Origin of the sequence: Okeania sp. SIO2B3, assembly GCF_010672525.1 — a bacterium.
Lineage (GTDB): Bacteria > Cyanobacteriota > Cyanobacteriia > Cyanobacteriales > Microcoleaceae > Okeania.
The window spans coordinates 108843-133820 of record NZ_JAAHGH010000006.1 but is presented as its reverse complement, the minus strand read 5'-3'; the positions used below and the strand labels follow the sequence as shown (position 1 = coordinate 133820).

The window sequence follows — 24978 nt, the reverse complement described above, 5'->3', positions numbered from 1 at the left end:
CTCTAGTCCCCCAAAATTGGGGGATGCGCGGGGGCGAGGGATGTAGCACGAGAAAACTAAAGTCTTCTTCCCCCTATCTTTTTCTTTCTTCCTTCTTACTTCTTCCTTCTTTTTAACTATGTCTATTCTTATTCACTTTGAAAATATAATTTTGTTGACCTACCTCACAATATCTATGGGTGGGAAACAACCTATTATTAGACCATCAGATTACCAAATTAATCCAGTAACAAGTCAGTTATTGACACAGAACTCTCAACCAGTCGCGCCAGAATTAACAGAGATTTTGCCGAAAATCAAACAACAAACTAAAGTGCCAATTTTACTTCCGAGTCAATTATTAATAACAGGCACGGATAATCAAATTTATGTTGATGGGAAAGGCACAAATAATAGTTATGAAATAACTTTAGCTTTTGAAAAAGATTGTACTGCTAATGCTTGTTCCATTGGTTATATGAGTGGAGAAAAAGGAGGCAAACCTTTAGATGATGAATTTAGTCGAGAATTGAGTTTAGTACAAGACATTAAAGGATATTTTAGACCTTTAACTTGTGGAGCATCTTGTGCGCCTCCAATTATTGGATGGGAATATCAAGGAGTATTCTATCGTATATCTTTAAAAGGCGTTGGTCAAAGTCCAGAAATTGAGGGGGAGACTTTGAAAAAAATGGCTAATTCTGCTATAGAAGCAGGAGCAAGGTGATATTGAAGAAGCAGGACTGTTTCATTCTCGATAGACGCGGGGACGCGGAGACACACCAGACACGGGGATTACTGAAACAGTACATTAGTGTGGGATGGCGAGGTTTCCTCGCCATATCCAATCAACCAAGAGAAAATCAAGCTCAATATTTCAAGTCTCTGACTTTCCTACGGAATGCTGCGCAAACAGGTAGAGAGAGGTACTGATAACTGATAACTGATAACTGATAACTGAAATGACGTGGACTATGTCTCTAATTGCTGCAATTTCTTTTTTGCCCACTCCCGCAGTTTTTCGTCTGGGTCATTTTCTGCTCTGTCTTGTAATAGTGGGAGAGTTTGCTGATGGTCTGGATATTGTTTGACTATTGCTTCTAGCGCTATTTGTCGAGGGTTGGTTTGAAATTCATGTTCGCGTTGAAAGGGGTCATTGAGGACTGTGTGATCAAACAATTCTAAAATTCCGGGTTGATTTTTCCAACCAGTCGCTATTTGTTTCACTGCTTCACCTCGTACTTGCCAATTCTCATCAGACTCTACCTTTTGTTTGAGTAATTCTAAAATTCCGGGTTGATTTTTCCAACCAGTCGCTATTTGTTTCACCGCTTCCAGTCGCACATCCGAATCTTCATCAGAGTTTACCCTTTGTTTGAGTAATTCTAAAATTCCGGGTTGATTTTTCCAACCAGTCGCTATTTGTTTCACCGCTTCACCTCGTACTTGCCAATTCTCATCAGACTTTACCCATTGTTTGAGTAATTCTAAAATTCCGGGTTGATTTTTCCAACCAGTCGCTATTTGTTTCACCGCTTCCAGTCGTACATCCGAATCTTCATCAGAGTTTACCCTTTGTTTGAGTAATTCTAAAATTCCGGGTTGATTTTTCCAACCAGTAGCTATTTGTTTCACCGCTTCCAGTCGTACATCCGAATCTTCATCAGAGTTTACCCTTTGTTTGAGTAATTCTAAAATTCCGGGTTGATTTTTCCAACCAGTCGCTATTTGTCGCACTGCTTCCCGTCGTACTTGCCAATTCTCATCAGACTTTACCCTTTGTTTGAGTAATTCTAAAATTCCGGGTTGATTTTTCCAACCAGTAGCTATTTGTTTCACCGCTTCAAGTCGCACATCCGAATCTTCATCAGAGTTTACCCTTTGTTTGAGTAATTCTAAAATTCCCTCCTCATGTTTCCAACCAGTAGCTATTTGTCGCACTGCTTCCCGTCGTACTTGCCAATTCTCATCAGAGTTTACCCATTGTTTGAGTAATTCTAAAATTCCCTCCTCATGTTTCCAACCAGTAGCTATTTGTTCCACCGCTTCACGTCGCACATCCGAATCTTCATCAGAGTTTACCCATTGTTTGAGTAATTCTAATATTCCCTCCTCATGCTTCCAAGCAGTAGCAATTTGTTTCACCGCTTCACCTCGCACATCCCAATTCTCATCATACTCTACCCATTGTTTGAGTAATTCTAAAATTCCCGGTTTACCTTTCCAACCAGTAGCTATTTGTTTCACCGCTTCACGCCGCACATCCGAATCTTCATCAGAGTTTACCCATTGTTTGAGTAATTCTAAAATTCCCTCCTCATCTTTCCAACCAGTAGCAATTTGTTTCACCGCTTCACGTCGCACATCCGAATCTTCATCAGAGTTTACCCTTTGTTTGAGTAATTCTAAAATTCCGGGTTTACCTTTCCAAGCAGTAGCTATTTGTTGTAGCGCTTCCAGTCGCACAAACTCATTCTCATCAGATACTACCCATTGTTTGAGTAATTCTAAAATTCCCTCCTCATCTTTCCAACCAGTAGCAATTTGTCGCACCGCTTCACGTCGCACATCTGGATGTTCATCAGATACTACCCATTGTTTGAGTAATTCTAATATTCCCTCCTCATGTTTCCAACCAGTAGCTATTTGTGTCACCACTTCACGTCGCACAAACTCATTCTCATCAGACTCTACCCATTGTTTGAGTAATTCTAAAATTCCGGGTTTACCTTTCCAACCAGTAGCTATTTGTTTCACCGCTTCACCTCGTACTTGCCAATTCTCATCAGAGTTTACCCATTGTTTGAGTAATTCTAAAATTCCCTCCTCATGTTTCCAACCAGTCGCTATTTGTTGTAGCGCTTCCAGTCGCACAAACTCATTCTCATCAGAGTTTACCCATTGTTTGAGTAATTCTAAAATTCCCTCCTCATCTTTCCAACCAGTAGCTATTTGTTTCACCGCTTCACGTCGTACATCCGGATGTTCATCAGATACTACCCATTGTTTGAGTAATTCTAAAATTCCCTCCTCATCTTTCCAACCAGTAGCAATTTGTCGCACCGCTTCACGTCGCACATCCGGATGTTCATCAGATACTACCCATTGTTTGAGTAATTCTAAAATTCCCTCCTCATCTTTCCAACCAGTAGCAATTTGTTGCACCGCTTCACGTCGTACATCCGGATGTTCATCAGAGTTTACCCTTTGTTTGAGTAATTCTAAAATTCCCGGTTTACCTTTCCAACCAGTCGCTATTTGTCGCACCGCTTCACCTCTTACATACGAGTCACTATCAGAGTTTACCCTTTGTTTGAGCCAAGTATAAGTTTTTTGCTCATCCCTCCAAGTTGTAGCCACCACTTCCACCGCTTGAGTACGAATTTCACGAACTAGCTTTGCTTCATCGCTATAAGATTTATAAGAATAACCAAGGTCATACCCAGTCAAATCTTTTAACCTATTTAATAAGCGAGACCCCACATCACCAATACCATGACGACTCCTAACTTCAAACAAACACTTACCAGCCAAAAATAAATTCAGAAACTTTTCCTCTTCCCCCTCTTGCTCTATCAAATAACTAATAACTTCCCCCACAAACTTCGCATCTATCATTCCTGCAATTAACCGCAAAACTTCATGCCATTTTTCATCCCGCCAATGCTTACCAAAAACTTCCTCAATTAACTCTTTTTTAGAAATTTTCTGTTCTTTTTCAAACTGCCAAACAAACTCCCTGGCACAAAAATATTCCAAAAAAGTCCGATGCACAAAAGCATAATATTCAGCCCCAACAAAACACAAAACAAAATTCCGACTCCGCAACTGTTCGATCAACGCTTTAGCCACACTTCTCACATCATTAATTTCTATACTTTTTAGATACTCCGAAATAATCCTTTCTAAATCATCTCCCAAAATCAAATTGCCAGCTAACCCTACAGTATTTCTCTGCATAAAAAAAGCAACCAGACACAAAATTGCCTGCTTATCTTTATAGTCAATAGTTATCGGGTCAATAGTTATCGGGTCAATTTTAGCATCAACTAACTTTTTTAACTCCATATCCCATTGATGTAATAAAACCCGCGAAGCTTGATTATAAAGTTCGGCTTTATCTCTCGGCAATTCTTGATTCCGATTTAGAATAGCCATCATCGTTAATAACAGAGGATTTCCCGACAATTCTTTAATAGCTGAAGAATCCTTAATTGCTCGTTTCAATCGTTCCCTTTTTCTCTCTCTTTCCCCCTCATCGATATAAGTCAAATTATGCCAACGTTGAATAAAATCTTCAATTTGTTCCGCTGAAAAATCTTGCAACATAAAATGATTAAATTCAGCATCCCGGAGTTTTTGTGGCTTATAACCAATTACCCGCGAAGTAACAATAACCCGCACATTTTTATAGACATTTGTAAACCGATGAATATCAGTAATTATTTCCTCTCGTTTAGCAGGGTCGAAAACTTCATCTAATCCATCAAACATCACAATAGCATCGCCATTTTGTAATTTTGCATGGAGTTCCTGTTGAGGTAATTGACAAGTTATGCCGCTACCTTTTTCCAGAAAATCCAGAAAATTTTGGCATTTATTAGCATCATTGTTCCGAACATAAGTCCGTAGTTCAATTAATATAGGAATTGGCTGTAAATATAAATCTTTCCGAGATAATTCTGCCCATTGGAGAGCGATATATTGTAACAAAGTAGACTTGCCAGAACCGGGGTTACCCAGAATAACTAAATATTGATAATTGCTATTTTCTATTAATTCTAAAACCGAGCGAATAGGACGGTCTAAATATCTCCTGCGGAGACCTTCCAATTGTTCTTGAGAAAGTTTTTCCTCAAACTGCCCAGTCTCCTTTAATCGCTGCCGATATTCTTTAGGAATTTCATGTACTTGAGGCAAAAACTCCTGAGATTCCCGGACATTTTGAGGAATAAACATTCGCCATAATTTCAATTGATTATAGGCATAACCACTCGTATCTAAACTTTCTAATTTCAGATTCCCATATTGTTCTCGGACTCCCTCCTGATATTTTTCTAAGTCAAAATCTGGTTTAATATCAGTGTTTTGATTTGCCAATTTCTCCAGATTTTCTGAATTTAATATTTCCCGTAATTCATCAGACTCTCGAATAATCTTTTTAACCCTTCTCCGATACTGCTTGGCAACTAATTCCCAGTCAAAATCATCTGGTAAAAGTGGATTAATTTCGTTCCAAGTAATAGCTAGTTTATTAGTATCTAAAATTTTTAGGTCATTATCGAAATCCATAATCAGAACTTCTAAAACAGACTTATTTTTAATAAACTGTTTTAAAGGTTTAGTATATTCCTTTAACTCACTTTCACTCAATTCCGCATTTTCTAACTCTTGCTGTATCAAATCTAAAAAATCTTTAATAGCTTGTGCCGTAGCTTTTTGTAAAAGTTTTGTATTTGTTATCCCACCAATAGCATCAGAAATACCTTGTTTAAAAAAGTCTTTAACATAGTCTTCAGCAGTACCCTGAGCTAATTCTCCAATAACTTCCTGAGCAATAAATTTAACCGCTTCACTACCCCCCCAAGCAATTAACAATTCAAGCATAATTATTCAATCTCTTATGTGTTAGTTATCTTTCATTAGGACTTACGCAAATTGACTATATGTAGGGGCAAATGGCATTCGCCCTTGCTGCGTAAGTCCTGTTTCATTATAAAAAAATTAGGAAGAATTTATAGCAGTATAAATGAGGATTTTAGCCCAACTACGAGCCTGATTATAACTTTTCTACCTAACATAATCAGGACTTATATCATGTCCGCTTGAATAGTTACATTTAGGAGGAAGGAAGGCAGCTATGCTGAAGGGAAACAAAGGTTTAAAGAGAGAAAGTTTTTTTTGTCACTAATTATCCGGACATGATATTACGCAGAGTTTCGACTTAGTTAACAATTTGCGATACGGAGCGCGATATAATACGCTAGTTCTCACACGCAAGTAGTAACGATGGTAACGCTTTGTATCTTCTGCACTAATTGCTGCTTAAACATTTCTGGCAGTCTATCTATATAGACATAGACCTCACAAGAAATCCCGCTCCCTACGCTAAAACGGCGCAGCAAGGGTTTGAGGACTTTTTTCTGATGTTGATTGACAAAGACTTAAATGTAAGTATAGAATGTAGAAATGCGGTCGGGCAAGACCCGTCAATGCCTGTGGATGAGTAACCGCCGACGGCCTCACAAGAAGCAGGTAGAGACGTTGCATAAGGGCGTCCGTACACATCAATTTGTCACGTTATTTGACGCTTTGTATCAGTTTTATGAAGCAGGTTCTACATATAGGTAGGGAGGGCGAATGCTAGGTAGGGAGGGCGAATGCCATTCGCCCCTACATATGGTGTATGACCTAATATTTTGCGTAAGTCGTGTTAATAATCATTTTCTCCACTGCTTCTGCCGTCGCAGGAGCTAATAACACCCCATTCCGATAGTGACCCGTTGCCAACAACACATTTTTAAACCCCTCCAAATAACCAACAGCAGGAGCTGGTTGACCTTCCGGACGAGGCCGCAAACCAGACCATTTTCTTAATACCGTTGCATCTGCTAAACTCGGGCAAAAACTAATAGCTCTCTCCATCACCCTATCCAATAAACTAGAGTCAGCTACCACCTCACCCACATCATCAGGAAATTCTACCGTTGCTCCCACCCAATACTCATTTTCACCCACTGGTACAATATGCACATCATCCCCAGTTATAACTGGCCGAAAATCTAGATTTCCTAGAGGCGATCGCCCTTGCAGATGTAGAGCTTGACCCAACACGGGTACAAGAGTAAATTTACGGTCAAGATTTGATTTACGCTTCAGTTGTAGAGACCTCAACTTACCATCTTTTATTCCTTGCAAACATGGCAACGACCCCAACCCCGCCGCCACAACTAACCAATTTACATCCGCCAAAACAGGAGCTTTTTTAGTTGCGTCTAGACTTTTTGTCCGTATTTGCTGACAACGATATTCATTATTTGGTAACGCTATAGTATTATATTCTGCAACTGTCACTCCAAAATGAAAATTTACCCCATTTTGTTGAGCAGCTTCTACTAAAGCTAAAGTAAGCTCCACCGGGTTAATTTGTAAATCTTGAGGAGAATAAATAGCCGCTGTAACTTCAGATGTCTCGATCTGAGGAGAGCGATCGCCCAATTGAGCAATATCCCACATTTCCAATGGTAAACCATCTGCTTGCCGAATATCTACCAATCTTTTCCATCTATCTAAGTCATCCCCAGGCAAACACAACCACAAAATACCATCACGGTTATGAGAAATAGGGCGATTTATTTTTGCTTCTAACTCAGGAATTAAATTATGATAGCTCTGGACACTCATGCGCCTCATTTTCCAAGGTCTGCCTTTAACTTTTTGGCTAATTACCCCCATCAATACGCCCAAAGCAGCGCCAGTAGAACCTTGGGCAGGTGCTTGTTTGTCCAAGACCGTAATTTTTAACCCTTCAATTTTACTCAGTTGATAGGCGATCGCTGCCCCAATAATTCCACATCCAATAATTACGATATGAGTCATATTAGCGTTGCTGAATAGCGTGTATGATATTAATTACTTAGGAGTCAACCCACCTGCGGGCCCCGACCGTGGAGGGGAAGTCAGGAGGACTGAGTCAGGAGGGAAGTAAAGAAGAAAGAGGAATAGAAGGAGAAAGTTTTTTGATTGCGCTCTTATGTGTAACATGATATCATACCTCAAATCACCAATGCCAAAAATTTATAATTTAAAAAGAAAGAAGGAAGAAGTGAATGGGTAAAGTAGAAATTAAGATAGGGTAAGCAGTGCGCACCCCATCAAGCAATATTGAAATTTATCAAAATAATTGGGTCGCGCAGCCCCGCCTTTTTACAGAAATAACTTCTGACTTCTGACTTGGGGACTTCTGACTTCGTTAACGTCGCTACACTTCTGGTTGGGTTGAGGGTTTTAACTAGCTATTAGCTTTTAGCATTTCCGTACTGGAATGCTCCGCAAACAGCGCTTCAGTTTTTAGGCTCTCATGTTTAACCCCCCGGCTTCTATAAACCGGAAAGTGCGTCGAGCAGTGAAATCTCCTTCTAAACATTTACTGCTGAGTGCTGATTACTTATTTAGGGCTTGCTGATTAAATCTAAAAGTATTTACAGATAAAGGTAAGTGCCTTTTTGGGGCATTTAAAAAGTGCCTGGGAGTCAGCTCTTCACGTTCAAAAAGGAGCGTATTTTAGGCCAGAGTAGGGCCGATAAATCATTCTTACAAAACGCCCGCTCCTACCTCCTGGTTCATTCCCATTTCTCCTGTCTCGGTCTTTCCCCTCCACGGTCGGGGCCTGTGGGTGGGTTGTCTCCTACCCTCATCCATAAGACTTTTTCAGCAGACCCTATTTAATTACTTTTAGGTATCAAACCGAAGAAAGTGTCAAAATCTGCTATTGCTTTTTTATACTCATTAGTCGCTTGCAGTTTGTCACCTGCTGCTGCTGCAACATCAATTTCTTCTAAATCCTGAAATACTTCCTTTGCTGCATCCAATACAGGTGTTTTATCTTTTGGTAATAACAAACTTTGGGTCAAATAGTTAGTCTTGCTCCGCAAGTCTCCTAAAGGCCCATGAATAAATGTATCTACATTGACCCAATCTTCCTTTTGAATTAGGGTTTTTAGTTCATCCATGCGATCGCGCAAAGCGACTATTCCCGTTGTGTACTGTTCAATTTTTTGTAATTGAGCATCTGAGTAGGTTGGCGGTGGAGCAGGAGACCCACAGCTCGCCAAAAACGCTACTAACAGCGCCATCATCCATGCTACTATTGAGCGTTTATTTAACATCATCCTCTTTGAATTTATCTACTAAATTGAATATTCCATCTTAGATTAAAAATGGAAACGACCATTTTGGCAAGGGGAGTATATATACTTATTAGGAAAGGCAGAGTTCATTAATTGATAATTGATAATTACCTCTGGTTAAAACCGTTACGCAATTGAATATAAGGAAATATTACTTCTTTATTTTCCCCTTAAAAGGGGAGGTTTCAAGGCGCGAATTATTTAATTATTAATTATTAATTATTCGGTAAAATTGTTCCTTCTGCCTTCTGCCTTCTGCCTTCGTTCATTTAATACTTCTAAACTGCTTTTCTACTACACTGACTAAAGTCTCTCGTGGGAAAAAACGAGAAGCATTAACAATTACCTGATTTAAAAAGCCTCCTGTCACAGCATTAGACTGATTTTTTTCTAAGGCTTGAAGAGCATCTTTTACTACTTCTTCTGTAGGGGTCAATTTTGACATGGAAGCTCCACCTACAGACTTAGGAAATTCTGCTCTTTGGAAAAATTCTGATTCTGTCGGTCCAGGGCAAAGTGCTAATATTTTCACCCCTGAATCTTGATTTTCTGCCCACAATGCCTCACTAAAACTCAAAACAAATGCTTTTGTTGCACCATAAACTGACATATAAGGCAAAGGTTGAAAACCACCAATTGAGGAAACATTAATAATTGCCCCGGACTTATTTTGTTGCATTCGAGGTAAAAATAAATGTGTTAATTCTACTAAAGCAGTAATATTTAATTGAATCATATTAACTTGCTTTTCTAGAGTTCTCTCGGTAAAATTTCCATAGTCACCGAAACCAGCATTATTTACTAATAAATCGATATTTAATCCTTTCTGAAACACTGTCTCAAATATAGAATTTGTTGCTGCTGGTGCTGTTAAATCTTGAATTATTACATCAGCCTGAATTTGATATTGACTTTGTAATTGATTTGCTAATTGTTGTAGTTTATCCTCAGAACGAGCTACCAATACTAAATTAGTTTTTCTACTTGCTAATTCTTTGGCAAAAATTTCACCAATTCCAGAAGAAGCACCTGTAATTAATGCAGTTTTCATTTTATTTGATTTGAGATTAGTTATGTAAAGTAAAGTTATCAGGAATTACGCAAATTCACCTTGAAAACGCTATATGTAGGGGCGAATGGCATTGGCGTTCCGCCAAGCTCCGAATTGCGCCCTCACTTGATTTAGTCTCCGTGCGCAAGTCCTGGTTATAAAATTACATTACATAATTAATCATAGTATAAAGGAATATAAATTTTATTAAATATTTACTAAATAGTAAAATTTCCAGCAGTTTTGGTAGATTAATCAAAATAAATACCGGAGGTTATATTATGACTTGACGTAATTGAGCAAATTAAAGTAATATCTATTGGTACTGGAGACCCAGCATCCCCAATTTCCTGGGAACAATCTAGAGGATGGGGAAAAATTCAATGGGCTGTAAGTATTGCAGATATTTTCATGGATGCACCAACTGATATACATCAATATGTTGCCGAACAAATTATAGGTGTTAGTAATAATGACGAGCGATCGCAATATATTCGTCTACAGTTACCCCTCAAAGACCCATTACTGGCAATGGATGATGCGAGGGAGACAACTTTACAAGCACTTTTGAATAAAACAGATGAGTATCTTGCTCAGGAAAAAGAAAAGTTAGAAAAATTCTTAGACAAGTGGTAGCTATTGTCACGAAAAAGTCAAGAAAAATTATTCAAGGTGCTGGGGTGGGTTTGATTAATGCTGACCAGAAAATTAGGTTTCAAGCCTTCCCTTTATACCAATTTGATAAATATTTGCTACATTTTGGCATTGTGGGGGAGTAGGGGAGTGGGGGACCCACCCCTAAGCAATGAATTATTTCACCCCAGGAAGCTAAACTTCTTTCTTCCTCAAAAATAACAGTAGTTCATCTGTAATATCTCCAGACCAATGTTCTTGAGGATAATGTGCAGCTTCTGCTAATTTAACTAACTTTCCATTTTCACAAATATTAACTAAGTTTTCAGCTTGACTAATATCTAACCAAGGGTCTTTAGTTCCCCAAACAATTAATGTAGGTTGTTGCCACCCTTTAAAGCCAGATTCAATTTCTGTCATTGACTTTTTTAAGTCTAAATTTTGCACAATTGCTGATACGGATCTACCAGCAGCAGAACTTTTTAGATAAGGACTACGATAGACATCTAAATCTTCATCAGCAACTGTTAAACAACTGCCTTTTTCTAAAGTTCTATCGACAAATAGAGGGTCTTGAACGAGCATATCACCAACTAAAGGTATGCCTAATTGTTTCATTTGCCAAGGTAATTTTGCTGTAGAAGAAAGTGGTGTATTTAAAATAGTTAAACGCTCAATCTTTTCTCGATTTTGCAAAGCATATTGTAAACCAACAGAGCCTAAAAATCCTTGAATAACTAGATAAAATCGTTCAATTTCTAGAGCATCAATTAATTCTGCTAAAGCCTGAATAAAAGCTTCTGGTTTGTAGGAAAAATCTCGTTTATCTAATTTAGGGGATAAACCACAACCTATCCAGTCTGGAGCGATCGCTCGATAACCTGCTTCAGCTAATTCGGGCATCATAGCAGTCCAACTATGACTTTGAGAAGGAAATCCATGTAATAGTAAAATTGGTAATTTATCTGTTTCGTCATCGGGTTTAGCTTCCCGATAAAACCATTCTAGAGAACCGACTTGTATATTTTTTTTCTCAATTGACACGATATTTTTATCTGTTAACCAATAAATGAATATGGTGATTATATCATTTGATGAACAACAGGAAGAATGAAATATCAATTTATTGTGTACTGTTCCCTAATCCAATAATTTTTATTGTAGTTTTTTGAGGCTTTCCTGAGCCTTTAATTGTTCTAGAAAATCTTTGATTTCAGCAAATAACCATTTTTGTTCTTTTTGAGTCAGGATATAGCCAAATCCATATTCTTTTCTAGGTTTCAATAAATAAAATGTTATATTTGTTGTTTTTTGACTATTTGGGTTACTAATAAATAAATCTTTGTTCAAATAAACTTTTTTTATATATTTTGTTTGAGCTGTAATTGTACGACTAAAAAACCAAAATCTCCAATTAATCAAAAACTTATTTTTAGCTATTTTAATATAATTTCCAAAACCTAATTTTAAGAAAGGTAAGTAAACCAAATTACCTATTAATAACCCGATAATAGCTCCTATTCTAGAGCTATTATCATTGAGTGATTGTGACAAAAATAAGTTATACACAAATAAGTTAATAATACAAAATATAACAGCCATACAACACAAGGCAATTTTTACCGATTTTGAAGAAGCCACAGATGGAATGTTAATAATTAAGCTACTAGATGTTTTTTTCAGAGTTACTTCACTGCCTTCAGGTTTTTGGTGAGTAGATTTAACCACAGAACGATCGTCATAAATATAAATATTTTCTGAATTATTACTAAGTACATTCAAAGCTGCTGTTGCCGACTGAAATCTATCTTCCCATATAGGTTCTAATATTACATCTAACCAATTCATAAATTCCGGTGAAATTTCCACACAAGAACGAAAATCTATTTTCATTCTTTTTTGAGGTAATTCATCTGGGGAACGATGAGTTAATAAATACAATAAAGTTGCACCTAAACTATATAAATCTGAGGCATAATAAGCTTTTCCTCGTAATTGTTCTAGTGGCATATATCCAATAGTTCCTACAAAGGTTCCACTAAAAGACATTGTATTCCGATAAATATCTTTAACTGCCCCAAAATCTACTAAAAATACTTGACCATCAGGCTGTAAAATAATATTTTCTGGTTTAATATCCCGGTGAATTATTGGCGGATTTAATTGATGTAAATAACTGAGAATTTTTAAGATTTGAATCGCAATATTTTGAATTTGTATTTCTGTCGGATGCCAACCTTTTTCCACCCAAGTTGCTAAGGAATTTCCCGACACTAATTCACGAATTAAATAAAAGCATCTATCTTGCTCTGTATCAATATAAAAATAATTCAAATATTTGGGAATTTGAGGATGATGTAAATTGGCGAGAACTTTAGCTTCTCTCTCAAAAAGTTCTAATATTTTCCAGTCTTTTGCTTGTTGTAAAGAAACAGCTTTAAGCGCTACTCGCTGATAATTTGTCAGGTCTTCTGCTTCATAAGTAATTCCCATTCCTCCTTTTCCCAAAGCAGTGACAATACGATATCGTTGAGCAATAATATCATTAGGTTGGTGTACAGTCATTTCAGTTATCAATTATCAATTATCAGTTATCAGAACCTACTGTAATAGGGAGGCTTTAAATATGGAATATTCTCTTTTTTTTGTACCCTTAAAAGGGGAGATTTGAGACCAGAAATTTTCGGTCATATTCACTATTTTATAGAAAAGTGTTTATTCTATTTTAGCTCTGAGTAATTCACATTAATCTAAAAACAGAATTTCCTATTTCAACACTGGCATTGAAGCTATTCATTCTGACTCCTGACTTCCCCTCCTGGGAGGGATTAGGCGTGGGTTGACTCCTAAGAAATATCCTAGCTATTATAGCAAAAATTTACCAAATTAATGTAAGCTGGCAAAGAATTATTAAATTTACTAATTATGCAAATTCAGATTCAAACATTTACTGTCCATAAAAGATTTCCTTTAACTATTAGTCGAGGAACTACCGCCGAAAGTAACAACATTTTGGTAAAAATACAACAAGAAGGTATCGAAGGTTGGGGAGAAGCTTCACCTTTTTCTTCAGGGGAAAAACCACAAACTACAAAAATTTTACAGCAAGCTTTAGAGCAACTTACCCCTACTCTAAAAAAGTTTACTCCACTTGACAGACAACAAATAGAGCAAGTCTTGATAGAGTTGGAAATACCATCCGCCGCTAGAGCAGCTATTGATATGGCTTTGTATGACTGGGTAGGTAAAAAAGTTGGGTTGCCTTTATGGCGACTTTGGGGGTTAGAACGAAATCACATTGTTCCTATCTCAGTTACTATTGGTATCAGCACCCCCGAAGCTGCTAAACAGAGGGTGCGGAACTGGCTAGAATTTATTGATGCGCGGGTGTTGAAAGTAAAATTAGGTAGTCCGGAAGGTATTGAAGCAGACAAAGCAATGTTGATGGCAGTCAAAGAAGAAGCGCCCGCAGATGCTTTGTTATATGTAGATGCTAATGGAGGTTGGAGTCTGGAGGATGCAGTGAAAATGTGTGACTGGTTGGCTACAGTTGGGGTTATTTATGTGGAACAACCGTTAGCTGCTATTTCAGCGATCGCAGATCTACCTCATCTTTACAGGCGATCGCCCCTACCTATTTTTGTGGATGAAAGTTGTTTTGCCGCTAAGGATATTCCCGTTTTAGCAGAAATGGTGCATGGCATCAATATTAAGTTGATGAAGTCTGGAGGGTTAACTGAAGCTATGCGGATGGTTTATGTAGCTAAAGCTTGTGGGTTGAAAGTAATGTTTGGTTGCTATTCTGACAGTTGTTTGGCAAATACAGCAGCAGCACAACTTGCTCCCCTCGCGGATTATTTGGACTTGGATAGTCATCTCAATTTGATTGACGATCCGTTTATTGGTGCGGTGATGGAAAAAGGGCGGTTGTTGCCAAATGATTTACCTGGGTTAGGAGTTTGTCTGAATGGTGGAATGATTTAATCAGACTTATATCATGTTCGGTTGAATACTTATACTTGAGTGGAAGGAAGGCAGAAGGCAGAAGGCAGAGGGCAGAAGGGAAAGAAAGCTTCAAAGGGAGAAGGTTTTTTATAACTAATTATCCGAACATGATATTATATAGCGCTAGGGAATAGGGAATAGGGAATAGCGAGCTTTCATTAATTAGACATCTCCGAAAAAGATATAGATTTTTTGCAGGAGTAGGCAACAGGCAACAGCTCCGAAAGGCAACAGGTAAGATATTTTTACGCGCGAAGGCACGAAAAAGGATTTTTTTAGGGTGAATTTTTCGCATCCTTAGCTTGCTCTAATTAGGGTTTGCGTATGGAAAGTCTTTTTGCTGGGGTTAGGAGACAAGAGACAGGAGACAACCCACCCCTAACCCCTCCCAACCCACCCCTAGCCCCTCCCAGGAGGGGAGGGGAAGACAGGAGAAATAGGAATGAGCGAAGAGGTAGGAGTAAGAATTGTCCCAAGATTGTTCTGCTCAACTATGCGCCTAAAATACGCTCCATGCATGAGCGTGAAGAGCTGAAAACCAAGGTATTTCAGACCCTAAAAGGCACTTGTCTTTATATGTCAATGCTTTTAGATTTAATCAGCAAGCCCTAATTAAAAGATTTATTTTCTGGAGATGTCTAGTGATAATTGATAATGGCTTTGTTGCATGAAAGTAGCGTTCTTAACATCCATTCCGCAGCTATATCGCTGTATTTCGGGATGGCTTGATGTTCTATTTATCTATTGTCCAATAGTTATTGCTCTGCACAGAAAGCGTTGGCGGAGCAAGTGCGGCAGCTATATCGCTGTGTTTGGCGATTACTGATGTTCTATTTATCTATTGTCCAATAGTTATGACTCTGCACAGAAAGCGTTGGCGGAGCAAGTGCGGCAGCTATATCGCTGTGTTTGGCGATTACTGATGTTCTATTTATCTATTGTCCAATAGTTATGACTCTGCACAGAAAGCGTTGGCGGAGCAAGTGCGGCAGCTATATCGCTGTGTTTGGCGATTACTGATGTTCTATTTATCTATTGTCCAATAGTTATGACTCTGCTGATTAAACCTCAAAGCTCTTACAGCTAAAAGTTTCAGCCTTTTTCTGTCAAACATTGATGTTCTATTTATCTATTGTCCAATAGTTACAGCAATTTCCGCGCATTATGAAGTACATATGTGGAACAAGTACGGCAGCTACATACTTTCATGCAACAAAGCCATTGATAATTGATAATTACCTCGGGTTTTAACCGCTACGGAATTGAATATCAGGAAATATTATTTCTTCCCCTCCTGGGAGTAGGGGTGGGTTAACTTCTGTACGGGCGATTCGCGAATCGCCCCTACTGACTTCTGACTTCGTTAAGACTCCTGACTCCTGTCTTCCTCTCCTGGGAGCTAGGAGTGGGTTTACTCTTTTTTTTGGGAAATGATATCATGTCCGAAGGCAATCGTTTGTGTAAAAGTTAGCGTGGATATCTACAGGAAATTTAAGTTTTTTTCTTGCCTGTTGCCTGTTGCCTTTCGGAGCTGTTGCCTGTTGCCTATTTACTATACAAGACCGATGCTACCGGACATCATATGACTCACGAAAGTACAGTTATATAAGGTTCAAGCGATCGAATTGTCCACGGATCGAAGACTCCTATTAGTAGTAAACTCCAAATAGTCGTAAAAAGGCCATGAGTTTCCCTATAATCAAGAATCTGATTGGCTCGCCAAGCTTCAATTAAAGGAAGTTTCACAAGTTCATCGAATGTAGCCAGGTTGATGTTTAATCGACCACGATCGTCATAGTGAGAAATACTTGGACTTGGTGGTACTGGAGGTTGAATCCCAAAATCATCTTGCAACTTTTCTAATGCAGCACGAGCATTAATTCGACCTGCTCCCAACATTCCCAGATACAAAGGATTGACCATATCAACAGAATCAGCAGTCTCTTTAATGATAGCGATCGCCTGTTGAGGAGTGAGTTCTGGTTTCAAAGAAAATAGCAATGCAATTAAACCCGCTACATGAGGAGCTGCAAAGGAAGTTCCCCAAGTGTATGTATAACTATTGGAGGTTGAGGTTGTATAAATTGCTGTACCTGCTCTCCCTTGCTCGCCCCCAGGAGCAGAGAGCGTCACACTTTGTTCTCCATAATAAGAATAGTTGGCTTTGCGATCTCCTGCTCCAACAGCAGCAACGGAACATAATGCAGTTAACTGGGGATCAAGATAGGAATAGGCAGAAGGATAGTGAATCTCATCAGGTTTTTGAGGCATTCCCAGAGTATAATTTCCCGCCGAACAGACAATTGCTACCCCCTGATTTTGAGCTGCAATTAAAGCTTGGCGAATACCAATATGCTCGCCATCAATACGCCAACTGAGATTAATAACCCCCCGTTCATTAGGTTGGAGATAGGTTAAACTCTCTAAAATTGCTTCTGCTCTCAAGCCATACCCTTGGCTCCCTGAAATCTTAATCGGCAAAATTGAACAGTTCGGTGCAACCCCTCTAACTTGAGAGATAGTAGCATTTCCCCTTCCCGCAACAAGACCAGAAACCTTTGTTCCGTGAGCAATATAGGAAGCATGGGGAGATAAGACAGTCGCAGGTATACCCCTTTCAAAGTTGAGATCGAGGCTTTGCCAGTCCGATCGCAAAGCAGGTACTAAATCAGAATGATTAGTATCAATTCCACTATCAATCACGATCAGAGTAACTAGAGGAGAACCAGTTGTAATAGCGTGAGCAGCTTCAAGTTCAATCAGTTCATAATTCCAGAAGCGATCGACTGCTTCAAAATCTCCCTCTGCTTCTGTGATCGGAAAAGAAGGATCAAATTGAAAATCGTCAAAACCTACTCGATCTGGTTCAGCAAAAGCCACTTCCTGAAATTGGTTCGCTTTAGAAATTACCCGAAGCACTTCCCGAGTGACATCGAAATCTTCAGGTTTGTGAGTGAGTTGAGCGCGGTAGTAGCCCATTCGAGGGCGAGGATCGACAATTTCTAGTCCTAACTCCTGAATAATTTCTTCACGTCGAGGGGACGGGGTATTCAAATGAAACCATAAATCTATAGAACCAGGGACTAGATAAAGTTTAGACCCTTGAACATCTCGCAAGACAGGGTGAACATTTCCTGCAAAGGCAGCTTTTAATAGATGAGCAGTTTGTGAACCACTCTCAAAATCACTATTTTCTACAATCCGAAATTCAAGAGTCTCTGGTATCGGTAGACTCTCAACATACCCTAACTGAACAGCAGGATCTAATCTTTCAAAATCTGGTTGACGGGGGATGAGGTAGTATCCAGTTACAGGTTCTAAAATAACTTCTTTATTGGCAGGTTTGTCAGGAAAAGACAGAGGCGGAATGACAAAAAAATAATCTAATACTGTAAGCGGTAAAGCTGTTGCAACCGCCAATTCTGTCATGGAGTAATAGGGTTTTCCCTGTAACACTATGTCAATTCGATCCGGTTTTAATTGAGGAATTTGTTCCAATTGATTGCGATTAACTCGGTTGGGATTTAATCGCATCTTTTCTACATTGCTTGAATTTAGGAGTAATTGCTCTACAGTTTCTCGATCAAGTTGAGCGCGGAGGCTAATGTCTTCAAGGTTGATTACTTTTGAGAGCATTTGACGCCACTGCACTATCGCTTCTATCTCTCTAACACTCAAGTCTAGAATAAAGCGTAATTTCTGTTGAGGCGACAAGCTGAATGTTTTTGTTTCAGTCATCTTTTTTTCTCGACTTCAATTGTTATCAACAGGACTTAGGCAAAGGCACTATTTATAGCAGACATTAACTATTGGACAATAGTTTTGAGCACTATATATAGTGTATCTGCGTAAGTCCCGATCAAGATAGGTTCATATCAAAGGAGGTAGCATTGGTGTAATTAGATCAGGAGTCAAGAGTTAAGAGTTATATAGAATCCGGTTATATAATAGACCTCTCTGGAAAAGAGGGAGTAGGGAGTAGGGGGAAAGAATTAATAATTTATGTACGATAATTGATTTTATTTTTAATTATCACCAAATGTCTATTTAACCGGATTTGATTTAGGAGGGAAGAGAATTTAGAAAGATTTGGCAGTTATAGGATTTACGCAAAAATACTATATATAAAGTTTGAAAACTATAACGTTATAGTTATTGATACTAGAGTTGTTGGGAATTAAGCGAAAAAAATGGCTAAAACCCTTATTAGTCAAAGTTTACAGCGGTTTTTTTATACCTAAACTCCTGAAAAGCTTATATAGTAAGCCTTTGAGCATTATTCAATTGTTATTTCCCAACAACTCTACTATATATGTGGTCTATGCCTAAGTCCCAAGTGACTGAAGATAGAACATTTTTTTATGTTGTGCGGAACGCTAAACGCCATATCCATGAGACCAAGAGAAGAAATGATATTTCCCAATATTCAATTCCGTAACGGTTTTAACCAGAGGTAATTATCAATTATCCATGATCAATTATCAATTAATGAACGCCTGACTCCTGAAGCTAAATAGAGCGTTTCTACTCCTCCTGCCAAAACAGTAGCAACCGAAGAGCCACTTGTAGACTTGCCTCTAACTCCTATTTCCAAGCCTGGAGCGTAGCAGTTGACTTGCGGCATCTGACAGCACCAATTTAAGGGTTGACCATTAATATCTGCGGCTGAAACGGCAATTACATCAGATAAACGAGCTGGAAAGAGTAATGTCTCAGCGCCCCTATTTCCAGCAGCTGCTAAAACCACACAACCTGCTTTGATTGCTAGACGCACAGCCTTAGTTACAACAGTTGTGCCGCGAATTCGTCCTAAAGGCATGATAATCACATCTGCCTTTTCGTAAACAGCCCAACGAATTCCTTTGGCTAAAGCTTCTGCACCCCTATGTGGAACGCCTGTTCCCAGAACTTTTCCCACTAAAAGTACAGAAGCAGGCACTAGTCCCCAAAATCCATCTATACCCTGAGCAACTAGCAATCTAGCGTTTTTTGTGCCGTGTCCAGTGGGATCGAAAACCCCACCAGACCCTGTGAAATCTCGCGCTTGAATTTGAGCGCTTTGCAGTTGACTATCGGTTCCGGAAATCCCAGAGTCCAGTAGTGCGACTCGCATTCCTGCTCCATCCTCCTTGTTCAAAGCCGGATGCCAACGCAGTCGGTTTGGATGACTGCTATTAGAGGTAAAATGACGAAGGACTTCTCGCAGATCGAGTTGGGTTTGCGAGTTTTTCACGGGAGAAGGGGTAGAAACCATACTCAATTCTGGGAAAAGGGATCAAAAGTTCAGACTACGAGAAGATAGGACACTTAGGCGTACAACTTCCAGTAATAGTTAATAATGTAGTGACCGCCATGTCCATAGAAGTGAGCGGTACGAATGCCAGAAGTTGGGCTACCCCATTTGCCATTAGGATAATACCAACGCGCACCAAAACTAGGAACAGTACAACTTAGAACCTTGACAGGGAAAATATCATCTTTAAACAAATTGATGATCCAGCCGATCAGCTTGTCTACAAGCCAAGCTGTAATTTGTCCGATAGCTTTTGCAATTGCCGGCCCGACTAGAGAGGATAAAGCACCTGCTACAGCCTTAGCGATCGCCTTTTTGACATAATCCCGAATTTTGACATAAATAGTATTCAAAACTGAGGAAAGTCCTCCGTTATCTTTTTCTGCCAAAATCAGAGAAACCTTGTAAGCTTTCGGCCAATATTGACCTTCCCGCATATTGAACCAGTGATATTTCCAATGAGGAGAGTAGGTTTTTTGATCTCCATCATCAAATCCACCTCCAATAAATTTTTCAGGAACCTTCTTCGTATCACCAGTTTCATCGACAGAAACACCAGCCAAGGCAATTTCGTCACTTCCCCAGAACTCTGGGTTCGTTTCATCAAGACATTTAACTCGCGTGATATAAAATCCGAGTTTGTCTGTAACAGCTTGTTCTTCAAAGTCGTCTGAATCACTCACTCCGAATGGATCTTCTGAGTAGACAGGCCCCCAAACTTGTTGCAGTTTTTCTGCATCATAAACTTCGGAATCAACAGAAGTTTTAACAACCTCTTGAGCTGCTCCCTCAAAATCAGTTTGATTGGAAATTCTAGCCGGAAGTTGATCTTTAGGAATAAGCAAACCCGCATCGGTCATTTGAGCAACACTTTGTGGTAAGGTAAGAACAGGAGTTTTTAATCCCAGAAGTTTTTGGTCAATTTCGAGTTTCGGTAAGACATTTGCTTCTTCAACACGATCTATTCCCATGCTGAGATATTCTTGGCTACTCAGTTTTCCGTAACGTCCAAACTGAATCTCTCGTATTGCTTGAGGTGCCATTGTCAGTTCGGTGGCTTTGGATCGGACACTGGCACGCTTCTCCTCATTCATGCCTTTGATGGCTTCTTGAAAAGTTGCCTCCAATGTTTCCGGACGAGCCTGTTGTTCTACATTAGCAGCCGCAGCTGTAAAAGAGTACTTAGCTGCATCTAGAACATCATTGGCAATCTTACGCAGTTCGCTATTTTCGATGTCTGCAATTTGATCTGTATCAGAAACTGTAGGTTTCAAGAACCCAGGTTCTAGAGTTAATCTAGTAGAGTCAATGTTTGAAAAGTCTTGCATAATTATTTTCTCGTTGAAATTCTATTCTTGCGAATAATTTTTCTGACTTGAGTTGAGGCATTTAATTGTTTCATGCTTCAACCCTCTTGTTACTATTAACGGTTTCGCCACAGAAAATATTCCCAAATTTCTCAAAAATCTTTTTTTCAAAAGGTCTAGATGTAGATCAAAATTTTGCTATACAAAAGTTATAGCATTTTTATTTTCTGGGATATTAATGCCAATAGCATTTCTGCCTGATTCAATACTCAAGTATATGTATAGTGCGATCAATTTCTGGTTGTCCCAGATTTATAGTAAAGAATCTTGGACTGACAAGTCGAGGTCACTTGTTTATAACTCCCATCTCTGGGGCATTAATACCAATTGCGTTACTGTCTGATTCAACACTCAAATATATCTATAGTCTAATAAATTTCTAGTTATCCCAAGTTTTAGACTAAGGAACTTAGACTACGCTGAAACTTACTGCATAACTATGAAATTCCTGGAAATACTATCTCTTTTAGTTGAGGTATTAGTCTAAGTTGTGTTTCTGTTTGATTTTTTATAGTCGTCAATTACAACCGAAACTTCCTGATACTAAGCATTTCACAAATAATTATCAATTTTCCTAAAACTATTAGGTAAGTGCCACACAAGTTTAAATATTAGGACCTGTATTTTATGCTTTCTCAGACATTTGTAAAGACTCAAAGTCAAATAATCTTCAAACGAGAAGTTGACTATTGGAATCAATTAATTAATAGTTCTGAACACAGAAATATTCTCGAAAAGATTGCCCGCAAACGTACTTATAATACGAGCATTGCTTGGGAAGATGCTCTACAGATAGCTTACTTGAAAATTGTAGAAGCAATTCAAGCAGGAAAATTTTCTGGTGACACAATTAAGGATTTTTATCGTTGGTCAGCCAAAGTAGCAAAAAATTCGATAATTGATTACATTTACCAAGGGAAAAATCGATATTGCATTAGTTTAGACCGATATGTATCTGAGACAGATGTCCCTTTACTAGAAACACTATCTAGCCAATTAAATCTATGGGAAAATTTGGAAATAGAAGATTTAGCCATCAAAGCAGCTCAGATTGTCCAAAATCTTGACCAATGTTATCCAAAACGAAAGTACCAGGAGCTTTGGTTCGGAAGAGTTCAGGGCAAAACTCAAAGACAACTTGCTCAAGAAATTGGATTAACCCAAAGTACTATTTCTAAGCGCTGGAAAGAGCTAGAAAGTCGTTTACTTGAAGAGATGGGATTTTAACAATTAGTAGGGCGTTGTGATTATTCCTATTATTAACCAAATTTTTAGGTTAATTTGTGTTAATTATATAAAATCTGGTTATACAGTAATCGCAAAATTACTTCATTTCTATTGAATACGAATTTTTAAATTCATGCTATTCAAACCTTTTCTTTCTCAATGCTACTAATGGTACTTAGACATTTTCTGGTAGGAAAAATGCGTCAAAGTCAATCTAGACAAGGGAATTACGTCGATGCCTTAAAAATGGCTAGAACCCCTGCTTCCATACGGATTTATGCCTTTTTGACGTAAAATCCTCTGCCTATCTATGCTTGAGCCTATTTTATAGCTTGATTTTGTGTAAGTCCCACTAACTCCTAACTCCTGACTCCTGTGAAATCATACAATAGACATCTCCAAAAAACTTTCTATTTTCAGCCATTGCCAAATATTTCCCCATCTCCCCATCTCCCCATCTCCCCATCTCCCCATCTCCCCATCTCCCCATCTCCCCATTTAATTTAGTTGCACCTCTTTTCTAACATCTATTAATACTTTATTGCCTCGAATCAAATTATACTGACTGCTCTATAAAACTGACACAAAGCGTCACATAACGTGACAATTTGATGTTTACTTCCTGCTTCCACTGAGGCCGTTGGCGGTTACTCATCCACAGGCATTCACGGTCAAGCCGACCGCATTTCTTAAATTTATACTGGCGTTCAAATCTCTATCTATTGACAAGCCACAGTCGGGGCAGTCATAAGTTCTTAGATTTAATGGCATATCTTGGACGTGACCGCAGTTTGAACAAGTCTTTGATGATGGAAAGAATCTATCTACTACTACTAATTCACTTCCGTACCATTCGCATTTGTATTTAAGCTGTCGCCTAAACTCATAAAATCACTATCTGCTAACTGATTTTAGCTAGCTTATGGTTAGCCAACATTCCGCTAACGTTCAAATCTTCTATGACAACACTGCCGTGGTTCTTGGCTAAATATGTTGTCAGTTTATGAAGTGCGTCTTGACGGATGTTTGCTACTTTTCTATGCAACCTAGCTATCTTCCGTTGTGCTGCCCGACCGTTAGCAGATCCCAAATCTTTATGACGATTTAGGTATTGCAGCCTAGACAACTTAGCTTCAAATTTCTGATACGCTCTCACACTTTCAAATACTTTTCCATCACTTAGTGTAGCTAAGGTTTTCACTCCTAAATCTACACCAACTACATCAGTTTTTTTGGGTGTAGTGTCAGGATCAAATTCATAGCTACAGCTCAGATACCATGAACCCGCTTGTCTACTAATGGTGATTTTTTTAGTTGAGACCTCAATGGGTTCATAAGTTCTGATCATACCAATAAAAGGTAATTTGTGACTCCATCCGTTTAATTCTATTGTTTTTCCACAATTATCTATTGTGAAAGAATCAGACTTACCTTTTTTCTTAAATCTTGGATATTTACTCAACCCTTGAAAGAACCTCTTAAATGCTTCACCTAAGTTCATGAAAGCGTATTGATAAACTCTAGACGACAAGTTTTTCATCCAGGGATAAAGAGGTTTTGTATGATTAGTAAAAACCTCTCTGAGTTTACGGGCATTAGGTTTATAACCATCAATATATGCAGCATTCCACAAACTTAACCCCCAATTATAACACCACCTGCTATAACCTGCGTGTTGAGCCAAGAGCGTTTTCTGTTTGTTATTGAGTTTGAGTTTTGTATGAATTGACTTGTACATATTTCTAGCTCTTGGCCTGATAGTTACGACCGTATTTTCTCTGATATCAGAGAACTGTGGTACTATACTGCAAAAGCGCGTAAATTGTCAACTAGGTCAAAACTCTTAATACTTTGCCTGGAGCTACTGCTTCTACAGGTACACCTCTGGCCATTATTTTTTCATCGGGTATGGCAAAGTCTGTTCCTTTATGACCGTCGTAAGTTTGCCGACCGCAGCCAAAATCTACTGCATTTGGACTGGGGTCGCGATCGCTGTACAATAAAATAAAGCAGTCTTGGTCTAAGTTACATTTGATTGGTAGGCCAAACTTGGAGTTCGGTACTTGAGCAATAGACTTATCAATGACAGAATGTTCAAATAGTACAGTATTGGCATTAGCATTGGTAAGTAAATACTGGGTGGCTAATGTTATAACTAATATTGTGAGGAAGGTGTAAAAATATTTATTCATTTTCATAAGTTTTTTATCCTTAGTTTCATCCTTTTTTTATTTCATCACTCCTCAATAATAGTATTAGTTTCCCATAAAAATTTCTCCAAAAATACTCTGTATAGTATTATTTAATTGAATCTAGACTAACTTTTTATCCTTATATTGTATTGTTGATTATCTTTTTATTTTGGGTTTAATACCCCACCGTCTACACGGTGTTTAAAATTGCTTGGGGTTTGTAGACGCGGAGCGACTTGTCGAAGACTATCCCCATCCATTTTTTCTTCCTTCTTCCTTCTTCCTTCTTCCTTCTTCAATGATAAGTATTCAAATAGATATC

General features: G+C 38.6%; 15 protein-coding genes and 2 pseudogenes. 5 read left to right on the top strand and 12 right to left on the bottom strand.

Translation table 11 applies throughout. The annotated features are described in order from the left end of the window. Positions 1–118: 118 nt before the first annotated feature. The gene (locus F6K15_RS08380; protein WP_293059657.1) at positions 119–706 is read left to right on the top strand and encodes a hypothetical protein; all 588 of its coding nucleotides are present in this window, start codon (positions 119–121) and stop codon (positions 704–706) included. Positions 707–951: 245 nt separating this feature from the next. On the opposite strand, the gene F6K15_RS08375 is transcribed toward F6K15_RS08380, so the two are convergent. The 4 genes from F6K15_RS08375 to F6K15_RS08360 all read right to left on the bottom strand — a co-directional run bounded on the left by F6K15_RS08375 (position 952) and on the right by F6K15_RS08360 (position 9939). Then, positions 952–5586: a HEAT repeat domain-containing protein gene (locus tag F6K15_RS08375; RefSeq protein ID WP_293059654.1), complete on the bottom strand. Its 4635-nt coding sequence runs from the start codon at positions 5584–5586 to the stop codon at positions 952–954. Between the two features lie 804 nt (positions 5587–6390). After that, the gene (locus tag F6K15_RS08370) at positions 6391–7578 is read right to left on the bottom strand and encodes an FAD-binding oxidoreductase (protein WP_293059651.1); all 1188 of its coding nucleotides are present in this window, start codon (positions 7576–7578) and stop codon (positions 6391–6393) included. Between the two features lie 845 nt (positions 7579–8423). Beyond that, a complete protein-coding gene (psbQ, locus tag F6K15_RS08365) occupies positions 8424–8870 on the bottom strand; it encodes a photosystem II protein PsbQ (RefSeq protein ID WP_293059648.1) in 447 nt (148 codons plus the stop codon). Between the two features lie 283 nt (positions 8871–9153). Then, positions 9154–9939 carry an SDR family oxidoreductase gene (locus F6K15_RS08360; RefSeq protein ID WP_293059645.1) on the bottom strand — a complete coding sequence of 262 codons (786 nt, stop codon included), beginning with the start codon at positions 9937–9939 and terminating at the stop codon, positions 9154–9156. Positions 9940–10350: 411 nt separating this feature from the next. On the opposite strand from F6K15_RS08360, the gene F6K15_RS08355 reads away from it, so the two are divergent. Both F6K15_RS08355 and F6K15_RS08350 read left to right on the top strand, forming a co-directional pair. Then, positions 10351–10575 (top strand): hypothetical protein, encoded by a 225-nt coding sequence (locus F6K15_RS08355; protein ID WP_293059642.1) that lies wholly within the window; start codon positions 10351–10353, stop codon positions 10573–10575. Next, positions 10569–10718: a hypothetical protein gene (locus F6K15_RS08350; protein WP_293059640.1), complete on the top strand. Its 150-nt coding sequence runs from the start codon at positions 10569–10571 to the stop codon at positions 10716–10718. The genes F6K15_RS08355 and F6K15_RS08350 overlap by 7 nt, the downstream gene beginning before the upstream one ends. A gap of 49 nt (positions 10719–10767) precedes the next feature. Here the strand turns inward: F6K15_RS08350 and F6K15_RS08345 are convergent, their stop codons facing one another. Then, entirely contained in the window at positions 10768–11616 is an 849-nt protein-coding gene (locus F6K15_RS08345) for an alpha/beta fold hydrolase (RefSeq protein WP_293059637.1), read from the bottom strand. A gap of 111 nt (positions 11617–11727) precedes the next feature. Continuing rightward, on the bottom strand, positions 11728–13137 hold the full coding sequence (locus F6K15_RS08340; protein WP_293059634.1) for a serine/threonine-protein kinase: 1410 nt from the start codon (positions 13135–13137) through the stop codon (positions 11728–11730). A gap of 360 nt (positions 13138–13497) precedes the next feature. On the opposite strand from F6K15_RS08340, the gene F6K15_RS08335 reads away from it, so the two are divergent. Continuing rightward, positions 13498–14556, top strand: a complete 1059-nt coding sequence (locus F6K15_RS08335) for a dipeptide epimerase (protein WP_293059631.1) — start codon at positions 13498–13500, stop codon at positions 14554–14556. A gap of 1608 nt (positions 14557–16164) precedes the next feature. Here F6K15_RS08335 and F6K15_RS08330 read toward each other — a convergent pair. The 3 genes from F6K15_RS08330 to F6K15_RS08320 form a co-directional block, all read right to left on the bottom strand. Then, positions 16165–18315 carry a S8 family serine peptidase gene (locus tag F6K15_RS08330; protein ID WP_293059628.1) on the bottom strand — a complete coding sequence of 717 codons (2151 nt, stop codon included), beginning with the start codon at positions 18313–18315 and terminating at the stop codon, positions 16165–16167. Between the two features lie 736 nt (positions 18316–19051). Then, entirely contained in the window at positions 19052–19831 is a 780-nt protein-coding gene (locus F6K15_RS08325; RefSeq protein ID WP_293059625.1) for a S8 family serine peptidase, read from the bottom strand. Between the two features lie 53 nt (positions 19832–19884). After that, positions 19885–21198 (bottom strand): hypothetical protein, encoded by a 1314-nt coding sequence (locus F6K15_RS08320; RefSeq protein WP_293059623.1) that lies wholly within the window; start codon positions 21196–21198, stop codon positions 19885–19887. A gap of 666 nt (positions 21199–21864) precedes the next feature. Here F6K15_RS08320 and F6K15_RS08315 point away from each other — a divergent pair. Beyond that, positions 21865–22464 carry a sigma-70 family RNA polymerase sigma factor gene (locus tag F6K15_RS08315; protein WP_287242035.1) on the top strand — a complete coding sequence of 200 codons (600 nt, stop codon included), beginning with the start codon at positions 21865–21867 and terminating at the stop codon, positions 22462–22464. Positions 22465–23115: 651 nt separating this feature from the next. Here the strand turns inward: F6K15_RS08315 and F6K15_RS08305 are convergent. The 3 genes and pseudogenes from F6K15_RS08305 to F6K15_RS08295 form a co-directional block, all read right to left on the bottom strand. Next, positions 23116–24202 (bottom strand): annotated as a pseudogene (locus F6K15_RS08305) (RNA-guided endonuclease InsQ/TnpB family protein). 100 nt (positions 24203–24302) lie between these two features. Then, positions 24303–24662, bottom strand: a pseudogene (locus tag F6K15_RS08300) (M23 family peptidase); the annotation flags it as partial. 158 nt (positions 24663–24820) lie between these two features. Beyond that, the gene (locus tag F6K15_RS08295; protein WP_293059618.1) at positions 24821–24955 is read right to left on the bottom strand and encodes a hypothetical protein; all 135 of its coding nucleotides are present in this window, start codon (positions 24953–24955) and stop codon (positions 24821–24823) included. Positions 24956–24978: the final 23 nt, after the last annotated feature.